Source organism: Chitinophaga sp. S165 (genome assembly GCF_003182155.1).
In the GTDB taxonomy this organism is placed as follows: domain Bacteria; phylum Bacteroidota; class Bacteroidia; order Chitinophagales; family Chitinophagaceae; genus Chitinophaga.
The window spans coordinates 190,339-213,309 of the sequence record NZ_QGTG01000009.1 but is presented as its reverse complement, the minus strand read 5'-3'; the positions used below and the strand labels follow the sequence as shown (position 1 = coordinate 213,309).

The window sequence follows — 22,971 nt, the reverse complement described above, 5'->3', positions numbered from 1 at the left end:
TTGTCTTTTATGAGAAAATTGTAATACTTTTAATGCAGCGTACCAGCCGTACGTAGCATTAACGTTGCGTTTTGCCTGTTCCATTAACCTCAAAAAGTATTCAAAGCAATTCATTAATTAATGTTTCAACATTACAGCGGAGCTGATTTTTCAGATGCGCTGTTACAGTAAGCCTTTTTCCTCAAAAACAGCTAACTAAATAATTAATTTCAATCGCTTACGAATCCAGTTTTGGGACTTATGAACAGTCAATTGGACGATAATACACTGTTACTGCAATTAATCCGGGGGGATGCACAAGCGTTTACTGCGTTATTCTACCGATATCAGACCTTCTTACGTGCGGAGGCCTTTAGCATGCTTCGAAATCACCAAGAAGCAGAAGACATCACCCAAGAGGTATTTGCTGATGTATGGAGACGCCGCCAGAAACTAAACCCCGAAGTACCTATTCGTTTTTATCTATTTAAGGCAATCCGATTCCAGGTGTCCAAGAAATACCGAAGTCAAAGCTACGAGCAGCGCTATAAGGAATATGTAGCCCGTGACATAATGGCTACGAATACCAATGATTTGGTCAGTCAGCAATTGGAAAACAAGGAACGTGTGTTGCGGGTCTATGAGGCCATGCATGCCATTCCGGCTTATACGCAGGCGGCCTTTCGAAAGGCTTATCTGGAAGATGAAAATTGCAAACAAATAGCGGCTGATCTTAATATTGGACTTCAGACTGTATACAACCAGCTCAGCAGCGCATTAAAATCCATTCGTAAACATCTCAAGGTTAAAGAATAAAAAAGTGGTAAAGTAGTTTTATGTACTTTGTGGTATTATGGTATAGCAAGGGTTATGAAAATTTCAACTCAAATTGACCAATTAATCACCGAATACATCGTAGGAATCATCTCTGAGGATGATAAGCTTCTGCTTGAACAAAAGCTAGCCGAAGACCCTATGCTAATGGCCTACTATGAGCAAAAAAAAGCCGTGATTGGCACTCCCCACACAAACCCCCAGCTATATCAACCAACAAATTTCCGGGAACAATCAATTCTAAATAAAAAAGCAACACCCCGATCATATATACCATGGGCAGCTGCTATCGCTGCAATGGTGGTCATGGTTGTTGGCGCATACCTTTGGCTTCAGTCCGACGAAAAAACCTCTACCAGTTCCACAGCTGTAAAAAGTGTTGAATTGGTGCTGGCCGATGGGCAAAGGGTAAATTTAAGCGACGTTGATACTTCGGGGTCACTGAAAGGAAAATCGTTTCAGACCCAGCAAAAAACGCTCTCCTACTCTACTGCAGGAAAACCAAATTATGAACAAGTCTCATTGGTAGTACCAGCAGGTAAGGATTATACTATCATACTCAGCGATGGCAGTAAAATACACCTGAACGCTGCCAGCCGTATGCATTTTCCATTCACATTTCAAGGTAACTTCAGAGAGGTACAATTAGAAGGTGAGGCGTATTTTGAAGTCGCCAAGGATCCCAAACACCCATTCATTATTCACACCCCTCACCAGTCCGTACGTGTATTGGGTACTGCCTTTAACGTGAATTGCTATGACCCTGGAAAAGAGGTTGTCGCACTACTTCATGGCTCCGTCATGGTGTCAGCGGACAGCGACACTGTTCGCCTTTCCCCGGGACTTGCCAGCACCACCGACGAAAAGGGAGAGATCAAAACAGCTACATTCGATAGCACGGATCTTTTAAGTTGGCGACAGGGAATATATGAGTTTTACAACACACCGTTGGAAAAAGTGATGAAAAACGTCCCTCGACTGTACGGTGATTCTGTAATCATTACCAATGCAATTGCCGCCCAAAAGCGAATCAGCGGCTATATGGATCGAAACAAACCACTGAACTTATTTTTGGAGCAGCTAAAAGCCACCAATGCCATCCAATATACACGAAAAGAAGGCGTATACTACTTGCGTTAATCTCACTTTAACTATACCACTTTTGCCGATAATGATCGCTTTTTCACAGCGAATAAGATCATCCGCATTCCACAAACGAACAGATATTTGTATTGCAATTCACTGCAACAGCAACCAATTACGCGCAACTAGACAATGCAAAGGAGGACAATGCTTTTTTCGTTCTTTATCGGGAGGCCAATTTGGGATAACCAGAGCGGCCTCCAATTCTTTTAGTATAAAGTATTTATTAGCCAGCTTAAGGATAATAAAGGAAGACACTTCAGACAATAAAACTTTTGAAAGAAACATTTTAGAATAATACTTGTCACTGTAGGTTATTGCGCTTAACGACAATGGACAATGTTACGAACATTGATGGTAAATGAAACCCTGAATATCCATTCAGGGTGTTTATTCTTTTCAGTTAACTCGCGTATTTGACAACGCCCTAAATCCAAGAAAGGATTGCACAGTGTGAATCGAAAACGCCTCTTACCGGTAAGCAGCTAAAAAAAAGAGAGTTAATTTTTTACAATTTGCAACTACGTAAAATGATTAAATACTTAGTATTTCAAGAAAATAACAAATAAGAAACAAAACAGAACTTTATACAGAAGATCGAAATAGCCAAAACTGGCAGAAAGGTTAATCAACATACAAGAACATACGCACAGACGATAATAGGGCAAATTCTCGACGTCGATCAGCCCATAATCAAACACTAGACATTAACAATCCTCAGCAAAACCATTATTATGATCAGTTTACAAATATCCCCAGCATCGCCTACGAACAATGGCACCTATACCGAACGTTCTCAAATATTATTTCATAAGAAATACCGCCATGGAACAGTCTGGGCGATATTAACTATTACTGCAATTAATGAAAATCATACCAGATGGGGAGATCGACAAAACGCTACTTACGTACTAACCTATATGCTGAACAACCTGTATAGCAACCACCTCATGACGATAAAGCAATTGGCACACATTCTTCACACCAATGAAAAGAAGCTACAAGAATCATTTAAAAGGATATATGGAAAGACTATACGCCAGTTACATGAAGAACTCAGAAGGCTACTAATAGTACACTTGATTATACAGTCGACAATTCCACTCATGAAACTTTCTGAGGACTTCGGATACAGTGATTATTCCACATTTTCAGCTATGGCAAAACGAACTTTCGGATTATACCCTCGTCTATTACGTCAATCAGCGTAACCACTGTTAATACACAAATATCTCCAAGCAGTCCAACGAATGAAAAAGCAATTACTCACTCACATCACCTCCTACCTGATCATAATACTTTTTCTGTATACAGGGATTAATAAGCTGATAGATCACGCGCTCTTCATAGAGCAGCTTGCAGATATTACCGTATTAGCACCGTTTCGACAAGCAATTTCATGGGGACTGCCACTGTTGGAAATTACTCTGGCAATATTACTATTTATACCCGGTACAAAACTGCTGGGGCTATACGCAGCAACAATAGTTATGACCATATTTACGATGTATGCAGGATTTCTAGTAGCTATTAACAGCGATCTGCCGTGTAGCTGCGGGGGAATTATAGAAGAAATAACTTGGCAGCAGCACATTTGGTTGAATTTACTGTTAACCGCCCTGCTTACTTGGTCAACTATCCATCACAGAAATCAACAATTACAAGGGCATAAAGACTCTGTAATGAAATAATTATAAATCAGTACTATGAAACGAATTTATATTTCATTAATTTACATATGCTGTGGGTGCTATGTTCCCGGTCAGGACATTGCTCACAAAGGAGAGCCTATTCCCTTAGTCAATTTATTTCTCGTAGACAGTGTTTCATATTGGAACACCTCAAAAATTGAGGAGGGAAAACGAACGCTAGTCCTTATGTATCGTCCCTCCTGTCCATACTCCAGAACACAGATACAATATATTATAGACGACATCGAAGAATTCAAGGATTCACAAATTATAGTTGTGACCACAAGTGCATTTGGTGAAATGAAAAAATTCAGCGAAAGGTACGCTCTGACTAGGTTTTCAAATGTTAAGGTGGGTTTAGACTACCAAAACGGCTTTTTGAATTATTTCGAAGTTCAAACTGTACCCTACATCGCGATTTATGATGCCAATAACAAATTGGTCAATTTCTTCGACGGGTTGACCCCTGTCAAACGGCTCAAGGAATAAAAAGTCACGCATAAACACACAAACTATTTAATAGCTGTTATGCCAGGATCAGGCATATCAGTATTCTCATTAGGTATCGAGTTGCAATAGATACTTCATGAGAGTGGCACTCCACCACATGATCCAGGAGAAGGGTAAGCTGAAAACCTTATAACAGAGTAAGCAATTACTAAAAACTAAAGTTAGCTTTTTAAAACAAAAGCATTTTATCATGACAAAATCAAAGTTAATGTTAGTAGCCATAGCCATTTTAGCAACTGTTGGAACCGCATTGGCATTTAAAGCACAGAAAGGATACGGTGGCGATCTACGTTGTGGTCCTAGTGCGGCAGAATGTACCAATAGTTCATATGTACTAGACAATGATGGAGATGATCAGTTTTGTGCTCCAATACTTGATCCTAGCGCTCCATGCGAACCGGCTAAGGTGATTCCTCAGTCTTAAATTTTAATTACAATATCAAGAACCCGTTAAACGGGTTCTTGATGAATTGCGGCCAGTATCCTAAATTCAGTTGAAAATCACGTACTGACTTGCCATGGATAAAGAATAATCCTTCAAATTGTAGTCTATCCGGCTACTTTGTTAATCCCGGCGGAGGTGAAGTAATCGCTGAATCAATTTCAAAGCCCCACTCCCGCCCTTTCAGTCTAGCAGGAATTCCCTTCGTCATCCAGACAGGTGCAGGTTCGCCTTTCAAATAATGATTGAAAAATTGGTATGATCGGATCAAACCGTCGATGTAGTCGATACCTGTTAATCCATGCCCTCCATTATCATATTCCAATAACCAAGCAACCTTTCCGGCTCTACGCAGGCCAATAAAGAAAGAAACACCTTGTACAAAATGTACGTTGCTGTCATTTCGATTATGTATTAAGAGTACCGGTGTTTGAATGCTGTCAATATGTAAGATAGGGCTGTGATCAATATAGGCGCGTGTATTAGTCCATGGCCGGCTTGGCATGCGAGACTGACCCAATTCATATATTTCGCTTTTCGCATTGCCGCCGGGCCAAATAGATAGATAGTCTACAATTAATTCCGTCATTCCACTAGAGGAGATGGCTGCGGCAAATCGGTGCGAGTGTGAGATTAGATAATTGGTTTCGAACCCGCCAAAACTGTGCCCTTGGATGCCTATTTTCGTAGAATCCACCCATGGAAATTGAGAAATGTAATCAGCAGCCCCCAATACAGCATTTAGGATTCCTGCTCCTGGATTATCTAACTGGTAATGTATATCTGTGACCAACACTACATAGCCATGTGTGGCAAACCAGTTTACATCTAATTCTCCGCCTCCCGGGCGTGGCGTCAAAAAGGTGTTCGCGGCCTTTGATTTCTTGTCGTAGTAGTGAATAATGACAGGATATTTACTTTTTGCGTTGAATGACGCAGGTTTATATAGTATGCCCTTTGTCGCTATTCCAGCCCGATCAGCAAAATGGACTAGTTGAGAATTGTGCCAATAAAAATTACGTTCAGGATGATTTAAACTCACTGGTAAGAATGAAGCGAAATCAGCAGTCAAAAACAGGTTCCGCGACTCTGTTCCTGATTCACGACCGACCAAAAACATATTAACATCATTAGCTTTGGCTAGGTCCCCCCATACATTTCCAGTAGCCTTAACAAATTGATAATCGCCCTGAAAATGCCATTTTTCACTATTTTTCAAATAGGGGTTAATCAAGCAAAAGCTGCTTTGATTCGTCATCTCGTGGCACCCATACAAGATCATGGTTTGATTGCGGCGGACGGCTTGAGCAGCATCCTCGTAATTGGTAAATGGAACAAGTCTTATTTGCTTTTCCTTTGCGTGCGTCAATCGTACAGGGTGCACTTTCGCAAAAGGGTCAATGCGCCAGATGTCATATCCGTCGCTGACAAGTAAAAACTGTTCATTGGCGGCCCAACCAATGGGGACGACCCCTTTTTTTCTGGCACTACGCCCCTCATCGCTCATATCAGCTGTCATAGTAGAGGGGATAGAAGCTGTCAAATTTCTATATATACCGGTGCCTATTTCATATGACCAAACGTCGGTGGGATCTAACTCAGATTGATATCCAATGATGAATTTAGAAGTAGGTGACAAAGCCCATTGTGCGCTTGGAGGTAATTTAAGATCAATTTCTGTTTGTACACCACTGATTGAGGACTTCAAGATCAGCGCACCTTTTGCGCTATCGTTCCAATTGCTTTCGCTCCAATGCCCTTTCCTTTTTATTATCAGTACTAGATCATCCCAAATGGATCGCCACCTTGTCAGGGGACGTTCTCCCTCCTCAGTCAAGGCACGGAGTGTAAAATCCTGAAGGTCAATTACAACCAAACGGATTTCGGAAATATTTAATTCTTTTATTTGCTGCGACTGTAATTTCGGATCCAAATAAGACCATACATTCAATTTCGCGCCAGGTAAAACCCTCGCTGGCTTGAGCGGTTCAATTTGTAAAAACAACCTTTGTTCATCTGGACTAAAGTTTACTAACGAGTTTATCCGGTACCCCTTATCACCCGGCGCCATATGTCCGCTAAATATTAGTTTTAATTGGCCGGGTGTGCATTTTCCGGCCCATACGGAGTGAGTGTGATCAGGATTTGAAGTTCTGAACGCGATTTGCTTTCCGGACGACGAAAAAATGAGCTGGTCAATTCCTTTGCCCTGCCATAACGGTTGCATTTTATTAAACTTTACATTTAACATTTGCAAGACCAAATCGTCCTTACCGTCCAAATTTTTCAGCAAAATGCAATGCGCTCCACCATCATATGTATAGAATTGGTGAACGCCTGTATGAGTGCAGCGATTTCTCGTCTTTAGGTTGATGGATAACAATATTCCGTTTTTAAACAAAATCATCATCCATTCTTCACTATTTTGTTTAAACAACCTAAACATGCGGACAGCCGGAAAAAAATCTTTTTTCAAAGTGCGGACATCAAGTAGGCAAAGGCTGTCCTTACTGAAAGTTACGATAACATGATGGCTAAGTTTGCAAAATTGCAATTGTCTAACCTCCCTGAAGGAATCAATAAGTTCACCGGCAGTTTTCTTAATGTATCCGATAGGCGGGCGTTGTAGGGAGCCTAGGGAGTAAGCAACATAATTACCGTCATCACTAATGGCTACTTGGGGGTTCGTAACTCTCACCTCCGGCCAACTAGCAATATCACAAGTATCGAATTGTTTTTTTTGATAGTGACTATTTATGTGTTGACATTGCACAGAAAGACTAACACAAATTTGTAAACTAACAAAAAAGAGGGTCCAGCAGAAATAATAATAACGCAACATAAAATTGTTTTCAAGAAAATAAGACCATAGAATTGAATCCTTATTGAGAGAGAGGGAAAGTTTTTCATGTTCATACTGCTGTCTTCTGGCGTTACTGTCGGTCAAATTTTGCGTCCAGCCAGGTCGACAGCCCTTGCTGCATTTTCATATACCTATCTTTTATTCCCTGATCGGCGTATCTGTGGACAACTGCTGCTTCCTCAATAACCATTGCCTCTGCCACCCTACCCAACTTATATAGCAGACTGGCCCGAGTATCCTGATATTGAACGTTGGAAGGATCGATGGCGCAGGATTGTTCTGCCCAATTTAGCGCCTTTGATAAAACCAGGGAATCACTACAGAATAAAAAAGCATTCCAAGCGCCTAAAGTATTCAACTCAGTAGAAGCAAACCGGATCTTTGCTTCAGTATCCGTGGGCATATATTTCTGAATGAGCTCGTCACGACAACTTGCCCAAAGGCGCCAATTCAGGTATTTCCAGCGATAATAGTTCACTTTATAATCCAGGACAATCCGCGCCGCATCCACTGTTGAATATTTTTTCTTAATGCACTGTTCATGGCTTTTCCAATCAGGATACTTTAAGACACCCTTACCGTTTTCTAAAAGTGGTTTATCTAGTTCACTTTGCACTATCCAGTCATTTACTTTACGAGCAGCAATCCTATATCCTGCTATTGAATCGATAAGGGCGGGATGTTTATTAAAAATCTGAAAATATTTGTCACGAATCGAAAAGACACCAGAGAATTTAAGCGCAAACGTGATATTTTCTTTAGCCAAAAGAACATTTGTTGATTTGTTATCCAACACTTTCTTTTTATAATCTCGCGCCATTTCTTGCGCAGTACTTTTATCTTTGATTAAGTCAGCCGTATAAATAGCCAAATCACGCAGATGGTGGGTGTCAGTTTTATTGTTTTTATAGTGGAGATACAAATTGTAAAATTTCTGACGTAGTGGGTCCTTTGCTAAATTAACTAAATCAATAAAGTCTTTGATGTTTTTAAACCCTGATCCACGGTGAACTAGTTTTGCATCTGGTGAAAAAAATAGAAAGGTTGGATACCCCGCGACACCATGCACACGATTTATATTATCAGCATCTGCATACCATTGCCGGACATCGTTTGCATCCGTCACCGTGGAATCCATCTGCACTTTTACCGAAATATAAAATGGATTAACTGCCTCACCAACCCGCCAGTTCGGAAACGTCTCTTTTTCCATCCTTTTGCAAGGACCACACCAGGTAGTGTAACAATCTAGGAATATAAATTTATTTTCCTTTGATGCTTTTTCTTTGATTTGTTGCCAGTTCAGTCCTTTAGTATACAGGATACCTTTGTACGCCGAATCTGACTGTGACCAAGAGATTAAGGGGAATAAACAGGTTATTAAACTTACTATTTTCATTGACCTATAATTTACTTATTTATTAGAGATGCTGTATGAGATACCATGTATATCAGTTATACCCCGGGTTTTGGCGTAGATTTAGTGCTTTACGTAACTCGTCTTCCGGAATAGGTAGTAAGGCTTTGTAGGACTGCCATGTGCCACCTTTCTGGGGGGTAGCGACAGACATGACAACATCTATTGTACCAGTGCGCTTGAGGTCCATCCACCGGTGAGCCCACTCCGTAAATAGCTCTACGCGTCGCTCCTTCAGTATTGCCGTCACTAATGTATGCTGATCATCTGCGGGAGTATCGCCTAATCCAGCACGCTTGCGGACAAGATTTAGATCTGATTGTGCACCGGAGACATCGTTTAAATATGTTTTAGCTTCCGCCCGTATCAAATAGAGTTCGCTCAATCTTAAAACTGTTGAATACTCTTGGGTCGTAGCGCTGACATTTCCAACTTGATACTTGTACGGGTAACTATATGTATTCGGTCCGACCGAAACGGATTTCACCCATTGTTCTCTCCTCAAATCGCCTGATTCAAATGCATTAACCAAATCAGTATTCAAATAAACAGGATAACCTGATGCGGAAGGACCAGTATTCGGGAGAACAAATATTTTCCCTTCACCTGTATTGGCATTTGCGTTATTGCCAATAGGCTGCAGCTGCCATATGCTATCACGGCTGTTTTTTTTGAAGACCGCAGTTAAATCTGGCAACAAACCATAGTAGGAGGTTGCACCTATTACTTCGCTTGCTTGGGCAGCAGCTGAAGCATAGTTTTTAATATATAAATAAGCTCGGGATAACAAAGCAGCGGCAGCCCATTTAGTCGGCCTGATCCGTTCCTCAGATCCAGCAGAATAACTGCCTACCAAGTCTGATTTCAGGTAGTCGGCACTAAGCAACTGTTTTGCTTCAGTCAGGATTTCAATGATTGCATCATATACTTTCGATGATGGCGTTCGGGACATTCTTGCAATTTCTATATAATCCGTGTTTAAAACCAAAGGCACATCACCGTATAAATTGACCAAATGGAAATATAAAAATCCTAGCATAAATTTCGCCTCTCCCAATAATTGTTGTTTTACAACTGGCGTAATACTAGTTGATTGATCCAGCCCTTCAATTGCTGCATTCAATTTGAAAATTATCTGGTAGGCATTATTCCAAAGTAATGACCCTGTTGTTGAAATGACGTCATTAGTAAAATAAGGCTGTAAAAAAGAGTTTGAATTGTCAAACAGGGTGATTTCGTCTGCGCTCAACCCGCCATACAAAGACAATGAAGTGATTGCTTGGTTCTGTTGATTAATATTTTGAGCGCTGAGTCCGGCATAAATATCCGTCACCACGGCAATTGCTGTAGCGTCCGTAGTAAAAACATTGGCCGCATTTAAACTATTTCCAGGAGGGTCGACAGCTAATAGCTTCTTACATCCTGTTGCAGCTATCAATAGATTGACACTTATTAGTAGAATGTATCTATTTGTGGACGTCAAAAAATAAATCATATGAAAATAATTTAAAGTTGTAGCATTGGGAAATCATAGCGACAGATGTATACCAAATGTAAATACTCGTAACGGTGGCAGAGCAGCGGATGAATATGGCCCTCTCGTTTCCGGATCAAGCCCCTTGTAGTTGGTAATAGTGAAAGTATTTTGGCTCCGTATAAAAACATTTAAGGCGGCGACACCCAGTACTTTACTGTAACTAGCTGGCATTTGCCAGGCAATTGAAACATTTTTTAGACGGAGATAAGAGGCATCTTGATATATCGCGCTGGAAAGTCCACTATTAGAATACGGAGCAGAGATAGCGGCAGGATAAAGTGCACTGAACTGCTGGTTTTTGGCAACATCCCCTGGCTTTCTCCAGCGATCCATCACATACTCCGGCTGATTGCCTAATATGAAGCCAGAGGTGTTACTGGCAAAAAAACCGGGCATATTTCCTATTTCCATGTTTAAAGCACGCTGTGTGACAAACTGAAGGTTTGCATCGAATGTGAAGGACTTAAGTGATATGGTATTTTGAATACCGCCATATAGAATTGGGCTTGTATTAATCCATTGTGTGGCATCTATAGCATAGGTAGGTGTTGAAGTAATACTACCGTCGGCCGCAACGAATGTATAAAGGCCTGTTTGTGGGTCAACACCCGCTTGTTCATACAACCGACTCACTGTAAAAGGATCTCCAATTCGTAAAAAGTTTGCCCTTGTTGAGGTGCTCAAGTTCTGATATGATACCAGTTTATTTCTAGGTATCGTTATATTAATTGCACTATTCCATCTAAAATGCTGCTGTTGAACAATATCGCTGTTCGCAGAGAATTCTAACCCGGTGTTTTGAATTATTGCTGGAAAATTGGCAGGAAAGCCGCTGGAGCCAGTAATAATAGGGAGAGCATAAGTTTGGAGCTGATTAAAGGATCTATTGTAATAGAAAGCGATATCCAATAATAGCCGATTTGAAAGCAGTCCAAGTTCGATACCACTTTGCAATTTCTTAGTTTCCTCCCATTGCAAATACGGATTGGGATATCCACTGGATGATAATCCGACAATAGTCTGATAGGGAACGGTTCGTGAGACGGAGTTATATAAATTCAAATATTGATAATCGCCAATCTGATCGCTACCGGTTGTACCAAACGATATTTTAAGTTTTCCATAAGTCAGTACCGGCAACTTGTCTTTCAATAGACTTTCTTCCGTAAATACCCATCCCCCTCCTAGTGACCAGAAATTATTGAAAAGATTTTTTGTTCCAAAACGAGAACTGCCGTCTCTACGCACTGTAGCACTGAGCAAATACTTTCCTCGCCAACCGTAATTCAGTCGACCAAAAACGGCGCTATACCGATAATTACTGCTGACATTGTTAAAATTGCCGGTAATGGAGGTTGCTGACCTAAAGTCTTCCATCAATAAGTTACTGCTAAATCCTCTCGCAGTTACATCTTGTCTATTTGATCTATTATCGAGATACGTTGCTCCAATAAAGGTCTCCATGTCTCCCCAAGGAAAACCTTTCTTATACGTCAACTGAGGTTCAATTAGGACACTGACAATATCATCATCGCCAAAATTAGTGGAGCGGATACTCGAAGCTCTGTTTTCGGGGACATAAAATTCCAGGGGAAAGAGACTAACTTCACGCCTATTAATTTGCGTATATCCTAAATTTGATTTAAACTCCAGGCCTTGGATCAATTGATAGCCGAACGTAGCATTTGCAATGACACTGTTACCTTTTAGTTTGTATGCGGAGAGCAGGTTAGCAAGAGGATTTCTCCAGGTGGAGATGTTATTTTTATCAGGCGCCCAATTGAGTGATCCGTCTGCTAAAAACAAAGCAGGGGCATGTGGCGCAAGGGCTAATGCTGTCTTAACAAGGTCAATACCTGGCAAGCGATTGTCCATGGTCATATATTTGATATCCATACCAATACGTAGCCTCCCATTGAGGGATTGGTGGTTCATATTAGCATGCACAGAATTTCTACGATCCTTGAAATCACCCGGAAATACTGATGATTGCGAGTTATACCCAACAGATAATAAGAATGACGTGCCATTGCCACCTCCTGAAACAGCTATCTGCCCATCATTATAGATTGCTGTACCGCCAAATAACTCCTTTTGCCAATCTGTATATCTTGTTGTATCCCAGGTCCCATTGATATCATTGTCACTTGGTCCAGCAACTATTCCATCATTGCGAAGTGCTTCGTGTCGCATTTCCAGATACTGTGTTGTATTTAGCAGTTTTAGAAAGCGGCTGACGTTTCCTCGACCGTGTTGAAAGTTTAGATCAACCTTGGTAACACCACCCTTTCCTTTTTTCGTCGTAATGAGTAATGCGCCGGCTGCTGCTCTGCTTCCATAAATTGAGGTTGCATCAGCATCTTTCAAAACCTCAATACTTTCGATATCATGCGGATTGATAAAGTTAAGCGGGTTACCGCTGCCAGATATACCATTGACTACATTTCCAGAATTGCCCAAAGGACTTGTTAAGCCACGTATTGATTCTGAACTGACAAAGGGTATTCCGTCAATCACATACAGCGGCTCACTTCCCGACGATAGACTGTTCTGGCCTTGAATTCTTACCTTGATACCACCGCCACTCACACCTGTAGTTTGTTCGATCATCACACCCGGCACCCTACCCTGCAGCGTCAGCAGCGGGTTATTAACCGGCTGCCGCTCAATATCCACCGCTTTCACCTTCTCAATATTCCCGACCGACTTCCTACGGGTGGTCGTTCCGTAGGCCACCACCACGGATTCGTCCAACAGCGAAAAACTTTTGTTGAGTGAGATCGCCAAAGGTTTATCGTATTGTACAGCAATCTCCTTTGATTCATACCCCACCGAAGAAATCTCCAGTCGACCTTTGCCACTCACACCATTGATCGAAAATTCTCCGTTTGCATCTGTAGTTACTGTCCGGCTAGTACCGGATAAACGCACAGAGGCGCCCACCACGGGTTGCCCCTTATCGTCGGTCACACGACCCCTCACTTCACCTGGAGGGGCCACGCCGACTTCCTTTGCCGGCGCAGGCACTTCTTTTCGTTTAATTACCACATACTTCTTATTGACGATATTATAGGAAAAGGGCTGATCCTCCATACAAATGTCCAGGGCTTCTGTGATGCTTTTGTTGGAGATCTTTATGCTGACCTTTTTAGCGCCCGCCAATGTTTCTGTGGTATATAAAAAGCGGTAGCCAGACTGTTTGGCGATAGCGTCAAATACCTCCTTGACGTTGGCATTGTTCATGGAGAGGTTGATCCCTTGGGAAAACCCCTTGGCGCCAGCCTGCAGGCAGCCGGCTACGGTAAAAAGAATGAGCAGTTTCACGATTCGAAAAGTTTTGGCGAGTTTGGATGGTGGACTGCCCAATAAAATGGGTGTAACCATCCCGACCCGGTAACAAAATGCATGTAAAAGCATAGCTTTGCATTGTTTGGGTTAATGAATGCCCTGTCTGACAACAGGGATAAGCAGTCTTACAATTGCCAATCAACCTGATCACTGCCGTAAGTGTCACTACCACTTACGGTTTTTTAATGCAGGTAAACCAACTTACGATTTTCAGGATGCGAGGTTTTGATGCTTTGTAAAAGGGCGTCATCAGGCGACAGCGCCCTGATTACAAAACATGGTGTTCTGTTGTCAGAAAGGCTTTCGCAATGGTTAATGGTAGAAATTAATGGCTTGAAAACAAGGTTTAAAATATCGGGGTGCTTTTGATAGCTATGCCGTTCTTGTGGCATGTGTTATAAGTGCGGATAAGATGGTAGGTATATGGTTAGTTAAAACGTTTCAAGGTTGCACACCGACGTTGCTCCCGTCGATGGTAAAATGGACACCACCTGTCATTTCCAATAACTGAAGCACCTGGCTAAGACTTTCGGTGCGACTGATATCCACGGTAAACTTTTGGGTAACCGGCTGCTCGATGGTAATATTGATATTATACCACCTTGCCAGTTGCCTGAGTAAAGGGCCTATGGGGCTGTCCCGGAAAACAAAACTTCCTTCTTTCCAGGCGGTCACTGATTCAATATCTGAAGCTGCCATGACATGTATCTGGCCGGCATTGTTGATTTGTGCCTGTTCGCCGGGTTTTAGTCGTTGACGCGCATTGTCCCGGCTAATTTCAACACTGCCATGCACGAGGGTGATGCGCTGGTCCGGTTCGTCTGCATAGGTATTGAGGTTAAAAGCCGTTCCCAGCACTTTTACCTGGGAGGCAGCTGTCTTTACAATAAATGGTTTGAGTTCATCGGGCTTCACTTCAAAGTAGGCCTCACCGGTCAATTCCACGTGGCGGGTCGGCCCAGCAAACACTACCGGATACCGAAGGGACGAGGCGGCGTTGAGCCAAACGATCGTGCCATCGGATAATGTAAGCCGGTACTGACCGCCACGGGGTGTGGTTACCAGATGATACGTGTGTACTCCGGGTTTTATAGGTCGAGCGTAATAAGTCAGCTCTCCCTGTTTTTCTTTCTGGGCCACTGCTCCTGACGATACGTCCAATGTCCCATTTTGGGCGCTGGTAAGGTCAATCGTAGTCCCATTATCAAGGGTAAGAATTGCCCGATCTCCCCCCGGCGCCACATCATTGTGGTATCGCTCCGAGAGCGACTTTGGCACAAGATCTTTTCCTTCAACCTTTTCTGCTCGTTGTTGCCACAGAAGCCAGCCTCCAATGACAGCCAAGCCTACCGCCGCCGCCCAGAATAACCGCATGTTAATGATTTTGTTATCCGTATGTTCTCCCGGATCTCGATCAGGAATTTTTTCGGACACAACCTCCCACAGCCGCGTCTTTACTTGTTCATGTTCAAGATCAGAAAGCAAGGAGCTGAGATCATCCCCTTCGGCAAGCAATTGTTGGTCCCAGGTCTGCAACTTCTTGAGCTCTGATGTGCTGATCGTTCCATCATGCAGCCGTTGTAACAGATTTTCCAGCTCCTGGCTTTCCATGGTAATTATTTACAAAAGGTTAATACTTCCATCATATAGTCGTAATATCATGGCCCTACCCGCCCATCCGCCTTAAAAAATATGGAACTTTTTATTTATCCACAGGCTGTTAGTGTTTAATAGGTTGCCAGCGAGATTGTTTTGTAAATTGCCAGCCTGACCTGATCTGCCACATTTAAAGGTAGACGCCGGGCGATATTACCGGATGCCAAATGAACAGACCATATTAATTAACAGCCTACTTCTGCAACAGCTGCAAGCCGGGGAACAGTCGGCCTACCGCCAGCTCTATGAGCTGACCTGGAAGCCGCTACTAAATGCCGCCTATAAACGTTTGGGGCTGCAGCAGGAAGCCGAAGAAGTTGTGCAAGATGTGTTTACCAGTTTATATGAGCGCAGGCAGGAGCTGACAATCGCTCCGGGTAAATTATTCGGCTACCTGCAAAGGGCGGTACAATTCCGTTGTTATGATATCTACCGTCAGTGGAGTGCCCAGCGAAAGCTGCATTTAATCCCCGGTTTGACAGACGTGGACTATGCTGTGGCACCGGACTACCTCTCGGAGATAAAGGAACTATCTACTCAGATCGATGCGGTCATTGCCGGCCTGCCGGAGCGCTGCCGCCAGGCATTTCGGTTGAGTCGTTTTGAACAGCTGACCAATAAACAAATTGCTGAGCGGATGGGAATATCTGTTGGGGTGGTAGAAAAACTGATGTCGCGGGCCTTGCGCGAACTCAGGGTGCATTTTAGCGATTATGAGCTGCTTTGGATGGGTTCCTGGGTATTATATCAACTGTATCAATAGTGTTAGGCTTGCCATTTGCTTTTGGCACTACCCTGTTCAGAATTGGATATTTTCACACTAAAATTACGCTTACCGGTATAGGATACCTCTGGCGCTAAGGTTTGCGCCATCACGGCTCCTTCTTCGATGTTGCCGATCAGATTTAACAGTTGCGGTACCGTTTTCGTCGATTTGAATCTCACCTCTACGTCCGGCAACTCTGGATCGATTGAACAAATGGTAAACTCAATCTCAGGAAGCATTTGTTGAAAGACCAGCGCGTCGGCCAGGCATTCGGCACGAAAGCAATAGGATTGCTCCATAAAAAACATAATTTATAATACCCTCTGGCTGTTATTGACTCCTCCACACTTTGAAGCTGGCGTCCCCTTCTTTTTCTAAAGTTAGCTACGTGCAAAAATGCAGCTATTTTCCTGTAAAATCAACAGTGCATATTGGGTCTTTTGCCTTTTAGATACCGCCATAAACCTCTCGCTTAAAAAGCCCCGATAACGCGTCCTGCCAGCCGTTAACAGGACTGAAACTTTTCGGCACTTAAATATTTTCCATCGATACCCCGGGTAATGTTGCCGGAATTGTTCATCTTGCGCAACAATTAGCAAGAGTATTGAACCGCTAACAAAGTAATTGTTTGTCTCCCACTAGCTTTCACTTTGTACTCTCATGTCCTTCAGGTAATAGGGCTATTGCCACTTTGAAGGATATACAGATCTCTGTCTGAAGACAGAACGACATTTAATCATTTTAATTCAGGCAATCCATTGTAAACGAAAAAGCATTTTCGCATGAACACACGTCATTTATGGCTATGGGCCGTCCTTGCTTTAGCAAGCACAACGACAAATGCCCAGTCATCTTACGCCCAGGCACCAACACCCTTGCAGACCCGCTGGGCTAAACAGGTTACCCCGAGCAACGTATTACCGGAATATCCCCGCCCTCAAATGGTGCGTGCCAGATGGCAAAACCTGAATGGGCTATGGCAGTATGCCATCACAGCAAAGGATAGTGCTATGCCGACCACCTATGCCGGACAGATTTTAGTTCCCTACCCCATAGAGTCTTCGCTCAGCGGCGTAGGCAAACCATTACAGCCTACGCAGCATCTATGGTACAGGACCTCCGTTACCATCAAAGACTTACGCCCCGGCGAAAAGACGCTTCTGCATTTTGGCGCCGTGGACTGGCAGGCAACCGTTTTTGTCAACGGTCAGGAGGTTGGCGGCCACCGGGGAGGCTATCAGCATTTTACGATCGATATTACCCGCGCGCTGCATGCCGGTGACAATGAACTCGTCGTAAAAGTCTTTGACCCCACCGATCAGGGTCCCAATCCCCGTGGCAAACAGGTACTGAACCCAAAAGGAATATGGTATACCCCGTCGTCAGGTATCTGGCAGACGGTATGGACCGAAACAGTGCCTGCAGACTATATCCAGGACTTACGACTCACCCCGGATATTGATAAGTCAACGCTAAATATCCAGGCTAACGCACCTGCAGGATACCAGATTGCCGTAGTGGCCAGTGTCGGGGGTAAAGATATCTCCCGGTCGAAGGGCAAATCCGGCAGCGTTCTCACACTTCGAGTCCCCAATCCTCATTTATGGTCGGTTTCAGACCCATTTTTGTACGATCTGACCGTCAGTCTACAAAAGGCCGGCAAAACCATTGACCAGGTTAAAAGCTATTTTGGCATGCGAAAGGTGTCTGTACAAACCGACGAAAAAGGGATTTCCCGCCTTTTTCTGAACAACCGCTATACGTTCAACCTTGGGGTGCTGGATCAGGGATTTTGGCCGGATGGGCTTTATACAGCCCCTACCGATGAAGCGTTGGCATTTGACATTCAGGCCATCAAGGCGATGGGCTTCAATACGATCCGTAAACATATTAAAGTAGAACCTGACCGTTGGTATTACCATGCCGACAGGCTGGGAATGATGGTCTGGCAGGACATGCCCAATGCAGCTTTCAGTTTGAGTCAGGAGGCAAAAGATATATTCGAAAAAGAAAGTGCGCGAAATATTGATCAACTTTATAATCACCCTTCGATTACCACCTGGGTGCTGTTCAATGAACAATGGGGCGCCTATGATCAGCAGCGGCTTACGCAGTGGATGAAAAGCTATGATCCCTCCCGGGTACTCAATGCGCATTCAGGTGAATACATTTTCATTGACGGCAAAGAGACTAAAACCGGAAAGGCCAACTGGGTTGGCAGTGACATAGCCGACGTTCACTCCTACCCCGATCCCATGAATGCGCCGCTGTTACCGGGAAAAGTCCGCATTTTGGGTGAGTTTGGCGGTATTGGTGTCTCGATCCCGGGCCACCAATGGAACGAACTCCAAGGCTGGGGATACATTCAGGTAACGCCGGGCCAGCTTCAGACAAAGTACACGATCATGAACCAACACATTAAGATGCTGGAAGCAGAAGGGCTTAGCGGCTCTATTTATACAGAACCCTTTGATGTAGAAGGTGAAGAAAACGGGCTGATGACCTATGACCGGGAGATCGTAAAAATTCCCCTGAGCGTTCTTCGCAGCATCCATGCTGAACTGGTACCACAAACAGGTTCACTTCCTGATATTAGCGCTGCATCTCCCGATCTGACTGATCCTGCCGCTGGCTATAGCGCGCAGCTTACCAGGTTCATGCAAGGAGAGAGAAACCCGGCCTTTTTGAAGGCTTTGTCAATCACCGCTTTGCGCGTTGGCGACAAAGCGGGTGCTGCTCGTATCTCCAACGCCTATATCAGTACCCTACATCCGCCCTACTCTAAAACCCAGTTTGACTACATTCTGCAGTTCACCAACAGTGCCAAAGACAGTGCAGGCTTTGCTGTAATTCAAAACCAAATACCGGCGATCAATGCGCTATACGGCAGCCGCCACGGAGAAACCAAGCTGTTTAACCTGTTATATGCTGAACATGTGGCGCCGGCATTCGCCCGCCGGGAAACCATACCGGACTGGGATCTGATAGAACGCCGCTTACAACCATACGGCACGCCCGGTGAAGAGGTATTCCTTAGATCCAAAGCCATTTATCTATACAATAAAAGTAATTGGAAAGACTACAAACCGGTAGCAAAGATCTACCTGGAAAAATTCGGGTCGCATCTTAGCCAGGAAGAGCGAAAAATGCTACAAGGTGCACTGGACAAAACCACCGAATAACTCACTTAAGGGGCTGACACGATGCAGCCCCTTTTTCATATCCCCCGGCCAGTCAATACACCCCAAGACCTACAACTGCAGTATCAGGTTACACCAGAACGTGTATACTATCAAGGTAGCACACCTTTAAAACATAAAAATCAATGCTAATATTAGCGAGGCATTAAAATTAGGCGCGCTGCCGGTCAGTAAAATCATTTCTTTGTAAATTAGTATACAACCAATCGTGCCACCTTGCGCCCGTCACAGTCGCTGGATTCCGTGTTTAAGGAAATATACATAAAGTACTATCCTCGCGTGTATGCCACAGCATACTCACTGCTACGCCAACGTGAAAAGGCCGAAGACATTGCACAATCGGTTTTTTTACGGCTATGGGAGGGCTGGGAAACCATCGAGCCGGAAAATATCGAAAGCTACCTGGTAACTATGGCCAAGCATGCCGTTTTGAATGAATTCCGCAGAAATGCCGTACAGGCACGCTACAGAACGTATTTAAAAGAACGCTTTCAGGAGGCCAGCGAAAACGTGGAGGAACTGACCATCTCCCGGCAACGGCACACTCTACTGGAAAAAGCGATCGGGCAACTGCCACCCCGTCAACAGGAAGCCTGGCGCTTGTCCAGAGATAAAGGAATGACCTATCAGGAAATCGCAAAGTCCATGAACATCTCCAAGGCGACCGTAAAAGAATTGGTGCATAAGGCCATAGCCGCGTTAAAATCTTCGGTACGATCATTTTTCTCCAACCTGCTTTTTTGATTTTTTTTGGTAACCTACCCTCCCTTTGTTTATACGAAAGTGTCTTATTAATAGAGAAGCCGCGAACATAACATGACAACTGACAAGTTCCAGCGTTTGCTGGAAAGCTATTTAAATGGACGAATATCCAATCGTGAATTGGCCAGGTTTCTTGTTGCCCTTGACCAGCCCGAGCACCAAGAGCAGGTACTACAATACCTGGACTCGAAACTTCAGGAAACCACGGTGCCTCCAGATGGCGAGTTTGTAGAAAAGAGTTATAACAGATTGGTCGATTTAATCAACAACGGTATGCATGATCCAGGCGCCACCCTTTTTATCTCGCCGGTTTATAGACGTATTGATAGACACCTGGTTCGGTATGCAGCGATCCTGATTGGTGTTGCGTTGATTTCTGTGATTTGGTACTGGTTTGCCGAAAAGCAGCCCTATGATGTCCCCAAGCAGGGAAGGCGTACGGAAGTTAAATACGCGGATACCTTAAAGCATGCATATTTAGCCTTGGCAGATGGTACTATCCTGATATTAGACAGTACGGCGCCTCAAAACGACACATTTCTAAAGCTAGGCGCCACCCTAGACTATAAAAACCACCGGCTTTCATTTGGATCGGCTCTTAATAAGCCACGAAGTTCAATAGGACTCCTGACCTTAGTCACGCCGCGGGGTGGTCAGTTTAGTGTTAGGCTTTCTGATGGCAGCACGGTATGGTTGAATGCTTTATCCCGACTACAGTTTCCAGATCTATTTCAGGGTCAGGATCGCCGGGTAACGTTTAGCGGGGAAGGATACTTTAGTGTAACAGAGGCTGCTTCCAGCACTTTCCGCGTGGAGGTAGGCCCGGTTAATGTAAAGGTACTCGGCACAGAATTCAATGTTCAGGCGTATACCACAGGCACGCAAATGCGTACTACACTGGTACGTGGCAAAGTGGAGATTACAGGTGAGAAAAAGCAGTACACGCTTTTCCCCGGGCAGGCGCTGACCGTTTCAGGCGCCAAATGGAAGGTGTCGAGAGCAGATACCTCACAAGTCACAGCCTGGAAACAGCAGCTGTTTGACTTTCGAAAAGCAAACCTCCAAACAATCATGCCTGAACTAGCCAGATGGTATGATATTACTTATGAAATACCACCGGGAATCAAAAAGACCTTTACTGGCAAAATTCCCAGGACGGCTGACATCTTTACTGTTTTACTGATACTCAAAGAAGGAGGCATCCAGTACCGCCAGGAAGGCAAAAAAATTGTAATTCTCCAATAATAATCTGATACGCTTCTATGCTTAAGTGTGCCATTGTCTACGGCAATAGGCAGCCTGGATCCTTATTGAATACAAATAATAAACCATTAAATCTTTTCCGATGGCCGGTTCCTCATCAATACGCGTGAGCAAAAGAGACATGGAGGCAGGAAAAAAAGTGATCGCCTATATAGATAGCAACTATGACCAGGCAATCACCCAGGAATCGCTCTCCTATTCATTTAATATTTCAGTGAAAAATCTACAGGCAGCCTTTCAAAAGTTAGTAAAAGTCTCCATTCACAAATATATCGAACAAAAAAGACTGCAGGCGGCCATGGCGATGCTGGAAGATGACGAGTATTCAATTAAAGAAATATTTAGCAAGGTAGGCTACAGTTCCCAAAGTCACTTTGGGGAATTCTTCAAAAAGCACACGGGTATCACCCCCGCCCAGTATCGGGTACGAAAAACTGCCTAGCGGTCTCATAAAAAAACTGTGCACGATTTCTATAAATTTTGACTTGTTTTCGACAAAGCTATCAAACTATATTGCACTTATATCAACTATACGTACCCGATAGCAACATGTTTTCAGCCTATACAATCGCAAAGTATCCCGAACAGAAACATATCATAATCCATAACAAACCTTACCATATTTTATGCCACTACCAGACAATGCAGATCTCCTAAAAGATGATTATGGTGAGCTTGCACCTGAGCAACTGCCGGTGTACACTACGCACTTAGATGAAGCAGATGCACTGTCCATCAATAAAAAGCTCTTAGCCGAAGCTGATTTTCAGAAATTCATCCAGCTATGGTGTGACGCTCACGAACAAACAATGGATTCACGCTCCCTCGTCGAATTATTGGGTGGCTATCACTGTCAGGAAGTCGCACGACTATGCGAAAAGGAGCTGGCAGCACACGAGCTTTTACTGCGTTCAGCAAATCATTACTCTAAATTCCTGCAAGATCAAAGATGCGACCCTGAGATTAGATATTTCGCGCAGTGGCAAATGGGTCTGGTGATGGAAAGATTAGGATCGCCATGGGCAGAAGTTGAAAAATGGCTTTTATCAGCCAGCAAATACCACGAGGGACGTGGAGAGGCCATGCGATATGTCATCCAGCATTACCGGGCAACATCAGGATGGTCCTTTGGCTTTATTTATAGCAGTATTGCGATAAAGAAATTCCACGGCGCCCTGCCCGGGCAATGTCAATGGTTTGTAAACCCGGGTTTCTACAATTGGAAAGTAATGTATTACCATGCCAACATCTGTTCAAAACTGCTGATGAAAGCCGAATCAGCTAACTCATACCGGAAAATATGGCCATATGTAGAGCAACACCCGGATGAGTTTACCGAAAATCAAATTCAATTTTTTAAACAATTCAAAAATTAAGTGGTCTTGAAAAAGTCAGCCACATATCGTTCATTTTTCAGCCATTTGATCCAGGGTGGGTCGCAAACAAATGGCGCATGTAAAGATACCTACCGGTCATTTACAACATTTGTCTTTTTCAACACTGCCAACCGACACTTTTTGCTGTCAATCCTGCTCTGCACGATCATAGAGTTTTGGTTAT

At 43.7% G+C, this 22,971-nt stretch carries 17 protein-coding genes; 11 read left to right on the top strand and 6 right to left on the bottom strand.

The annotated features are described in order from the left end of the window. Positions 1–240 precede the first annotated feature (240 nt). The 5 genes from C7475_RS27490 to C7475_RS27465 all read left to right on the top strand — a co-directional run bounded on the left by C7475_RS27490 (position 241) and on the right by C7475_RS27465 (position 4,136). Positions 241–795: an RNA polymerase sigma factor gene (locus tag C7475_RS27490; protein ID WP_110056636.1), complete on the top strand. Its 555-nt coding sequence runs from the start codon at positions 241–243 to the stop codon at positions 793–795. Positions 796–849: 54 nt separating this feature from the next. Continuing rightward, positions 850–1,953 carry a FecR family protein gene (locus C7475_RS27485; RefSeq protein ID WP_110056635.1) on the top strand — a complete coding sequence of 368 codons (1,104 nt, stop codon included), beginning with the start codon at positions 850–852 and terminating at the stop codon, positions 1,951–1,953. Between the two features lie 737 nt (positions 1,954–2,690). Next, positions 2,691–3,167 carry an AraC family transcriptional regulator gene (locus C7475_RS33585; protein WP_110056633.1) on the top strand — a complete coding sequence of 159 codons (477 nt, stop codon included), beginning with the start codon at positions 2,691–2,693 and terminating at the stop codon, positions 3,165–3,167. 39 nt (positions 3,168–3,206) lie between these two features. Next, positions 3,207–3,647, top strand: coding sequence for a MauE/DoxX family redox-associated membrane protein (locus tag C7475_RS27470; protein WP_110056632.1), 441 nt, complete (start codon positions 3,207–3,209; stop codon positions 3,645–3,647). Between the two features lie 15 nt (positions 3,648–3,662). Further along, positions 3,663–4,136 (top strand): peroxiredoxin, encoded by a 474-nt coding sequence (locus tag C7475_RS27465; protein ID WP_110056631.1) that lies wholly within the window; start codon positions 3,663–3,665, stop codon positions 4,134–4,136. A 578-nt stretch (positions 4,137–4,714) separates the two neighbouring features. Here C7475_RS27465 and C7475_RS27455 read toward each other — a convergent pair. The 5 genes from C7475_RS27455 to C7475_RS27435 all read right to left on the bottom strand — a co-directional run bounded on the left by C7475_RS27455 (position 4,715) and on the right by C7475_RS27435 (position 15,138). Further along, positions 4,715–7,546 (bottom strand): S9 family peptidase, encoded by a 2,832-nt coding sequence (locus C7475_RS27455; protein ID WP_110056629.1) that lies wholly within the window; start codon positions 7,544–7,546, stop codon positions 4,715–4,717. Beyond that, the gene (locus tag C7475_RS27450; RefSeq protein ID WP_110056628.1) at positions 7,533–8,861 is read right to left on the bottom strand and encodes a DUF255 domain-containing protein; all 1,329 of its coding nucleotides are present in this window, start codon (positions 8,859–8,861) and stop codon (positions 7,533–7,535) included. Before C7475_RS27450 ends, C7475_RS27455 begins: the two co-directional genes overlap by 14 nt. Positions 8,862–8,913: 52 nt before the next feature. Further along, positions 8,914–10,374 (bottom strand): RagB/SusD family nutrient uptake outer membrane protein, encoded by a 1,461-nt coding sequence (locus tag C7475_RS27445; RefSeq protein ID WP_110056627.1) that lies wholly within the window; start codon positions 10,372–10,374, stop codon positions 8,914–8,916. 33 nt (positions 10,375–10,407) lie between these two features. Then, complete coding sequence (locus tag C7475_RS27440; RefSeq protein ID WP_158286631.1) at positions 10,408–13,740, bottom strand: SusC/RagA family TonB-linked outer membrane protein; 3,333 nt, start codon at positions 13,738–13,740, stop codon at positions 10,408–10,410. Positions 13,741–14,205: 465 nt separating this feature from the next. Further along, positions 14,206–15,138 (bottom strand): FecR family protein, encoded by a 933-nt coding sequence (locus C7475_RS27435; RefSeq protein WP_158286630.1) that lies wholly within the window; start codon positions 15,136–15,138, stop codon positions 14,206–14,208. Positions 15,139–15,580: 442 nt separating this feature from the next. Here C7475_RS27435 and C7475_RS27430 point away from each other — a divergent pair, with 442 nt between their 5' ends. Next, positions 15,581–16,183, top strand: a complete 603-nt coding sequence (locus C7475_RS27430) for an RNA polymerase sigma factor (RefSeq protein WP_110056624.1) — start codon at positions 15,581–15,583, stop codon at positions 16,181–16,183. A gap of 2 nt (positions 16,184–16,185) precedes the next feature. Here C7475_RS27430 and C7475_RS27425 read toward each other — a convergent pair whose 3' ends face one another. Continuing rightward, entirely contained in the window at positions 16,186–16,485 is a 300-nt protein-coding gene (locus C7475_RS27425; protein ID WP_146217672.1) for a hypothetical protein, read from the bottom strand. A 483-nt stretch (positions 16,486–16,968) separates the two neighbouring features. Between C7475_RS27425 and C7475_RS27420 the strand changes: the two genes are divergently transcribed. The 5 genes from C7475_RS27420 to C7475_RS27400 all read left to right on the top strand — a co-directional run bounded on the left by C7475_RS27420 (position 16,969) and on the right by C7475_RS27400 (position 22,787). Beyond that, positions 16,969–19,368, top strand: a complete 2,400-nt coding sequence (locus tag C7475_RS27420; protein ID WP_110056622.1) for a glycoside hydrolase family 2 protein — start codon at positions 16,969–16,971, stop codon at positions 19,366–19,368. A 234-nt stretch (positions 19,369–19,602) separates the two neighbouring features. Continuing rightward, complete coding sequence (locus C7475_RS27415; protein WP_110056621.1) at positions 19,603–20,130, top strand: RNA polymerase sigma factor; 528 nt, start codon at positions 19,603–19,605, stop codon at positions 20,128–20,130. A 72-nt stretch (positions 20,131–20,202) separates the two neighbouring features. Further along, the gene (locus C7475_RS27410) at positions 20,203–21,393 is read left to right on the top strand and encodes a FecR family protein (RefSeq protein WP_110056620.1); all 1,191 of its coding nucleotides are present in this window, start codon (positions 20,203–20,205) and stop codon (positions 21,391–21,393) included. A gap of 100 nt (positions 21,394–21,493) precedes the next feature. After that, positions 21,494–21,853 carry an AraC family transcriptional regulator gene (locus C7475_RS27405; RefSeq protein ID WP_110056619.1) on the top strand — a complete coding sequence of 120 codons (360 nt, stop codon included), beginning with the start codon at positions 21,494–21,496 and terminating at the stop codon, positions 21,851–21,853. Between the two features lie 184 nt (positions 21,854–22,037). After that, positions 22,038–22,787 carry a hypothetical protein gene (locus C7475_RS27400; protein ID WP_110056618.1) on the top strand — a complete coding sequence of 250 codons (750 nt, stop codon included), beginning with the start codon at positions 22,038–22,040 and terminating at the stop codon, positions 22,785–22,787. The last annotated feature ends 184 nt before the right edge of the window (positions 22,788–22,971 follow it).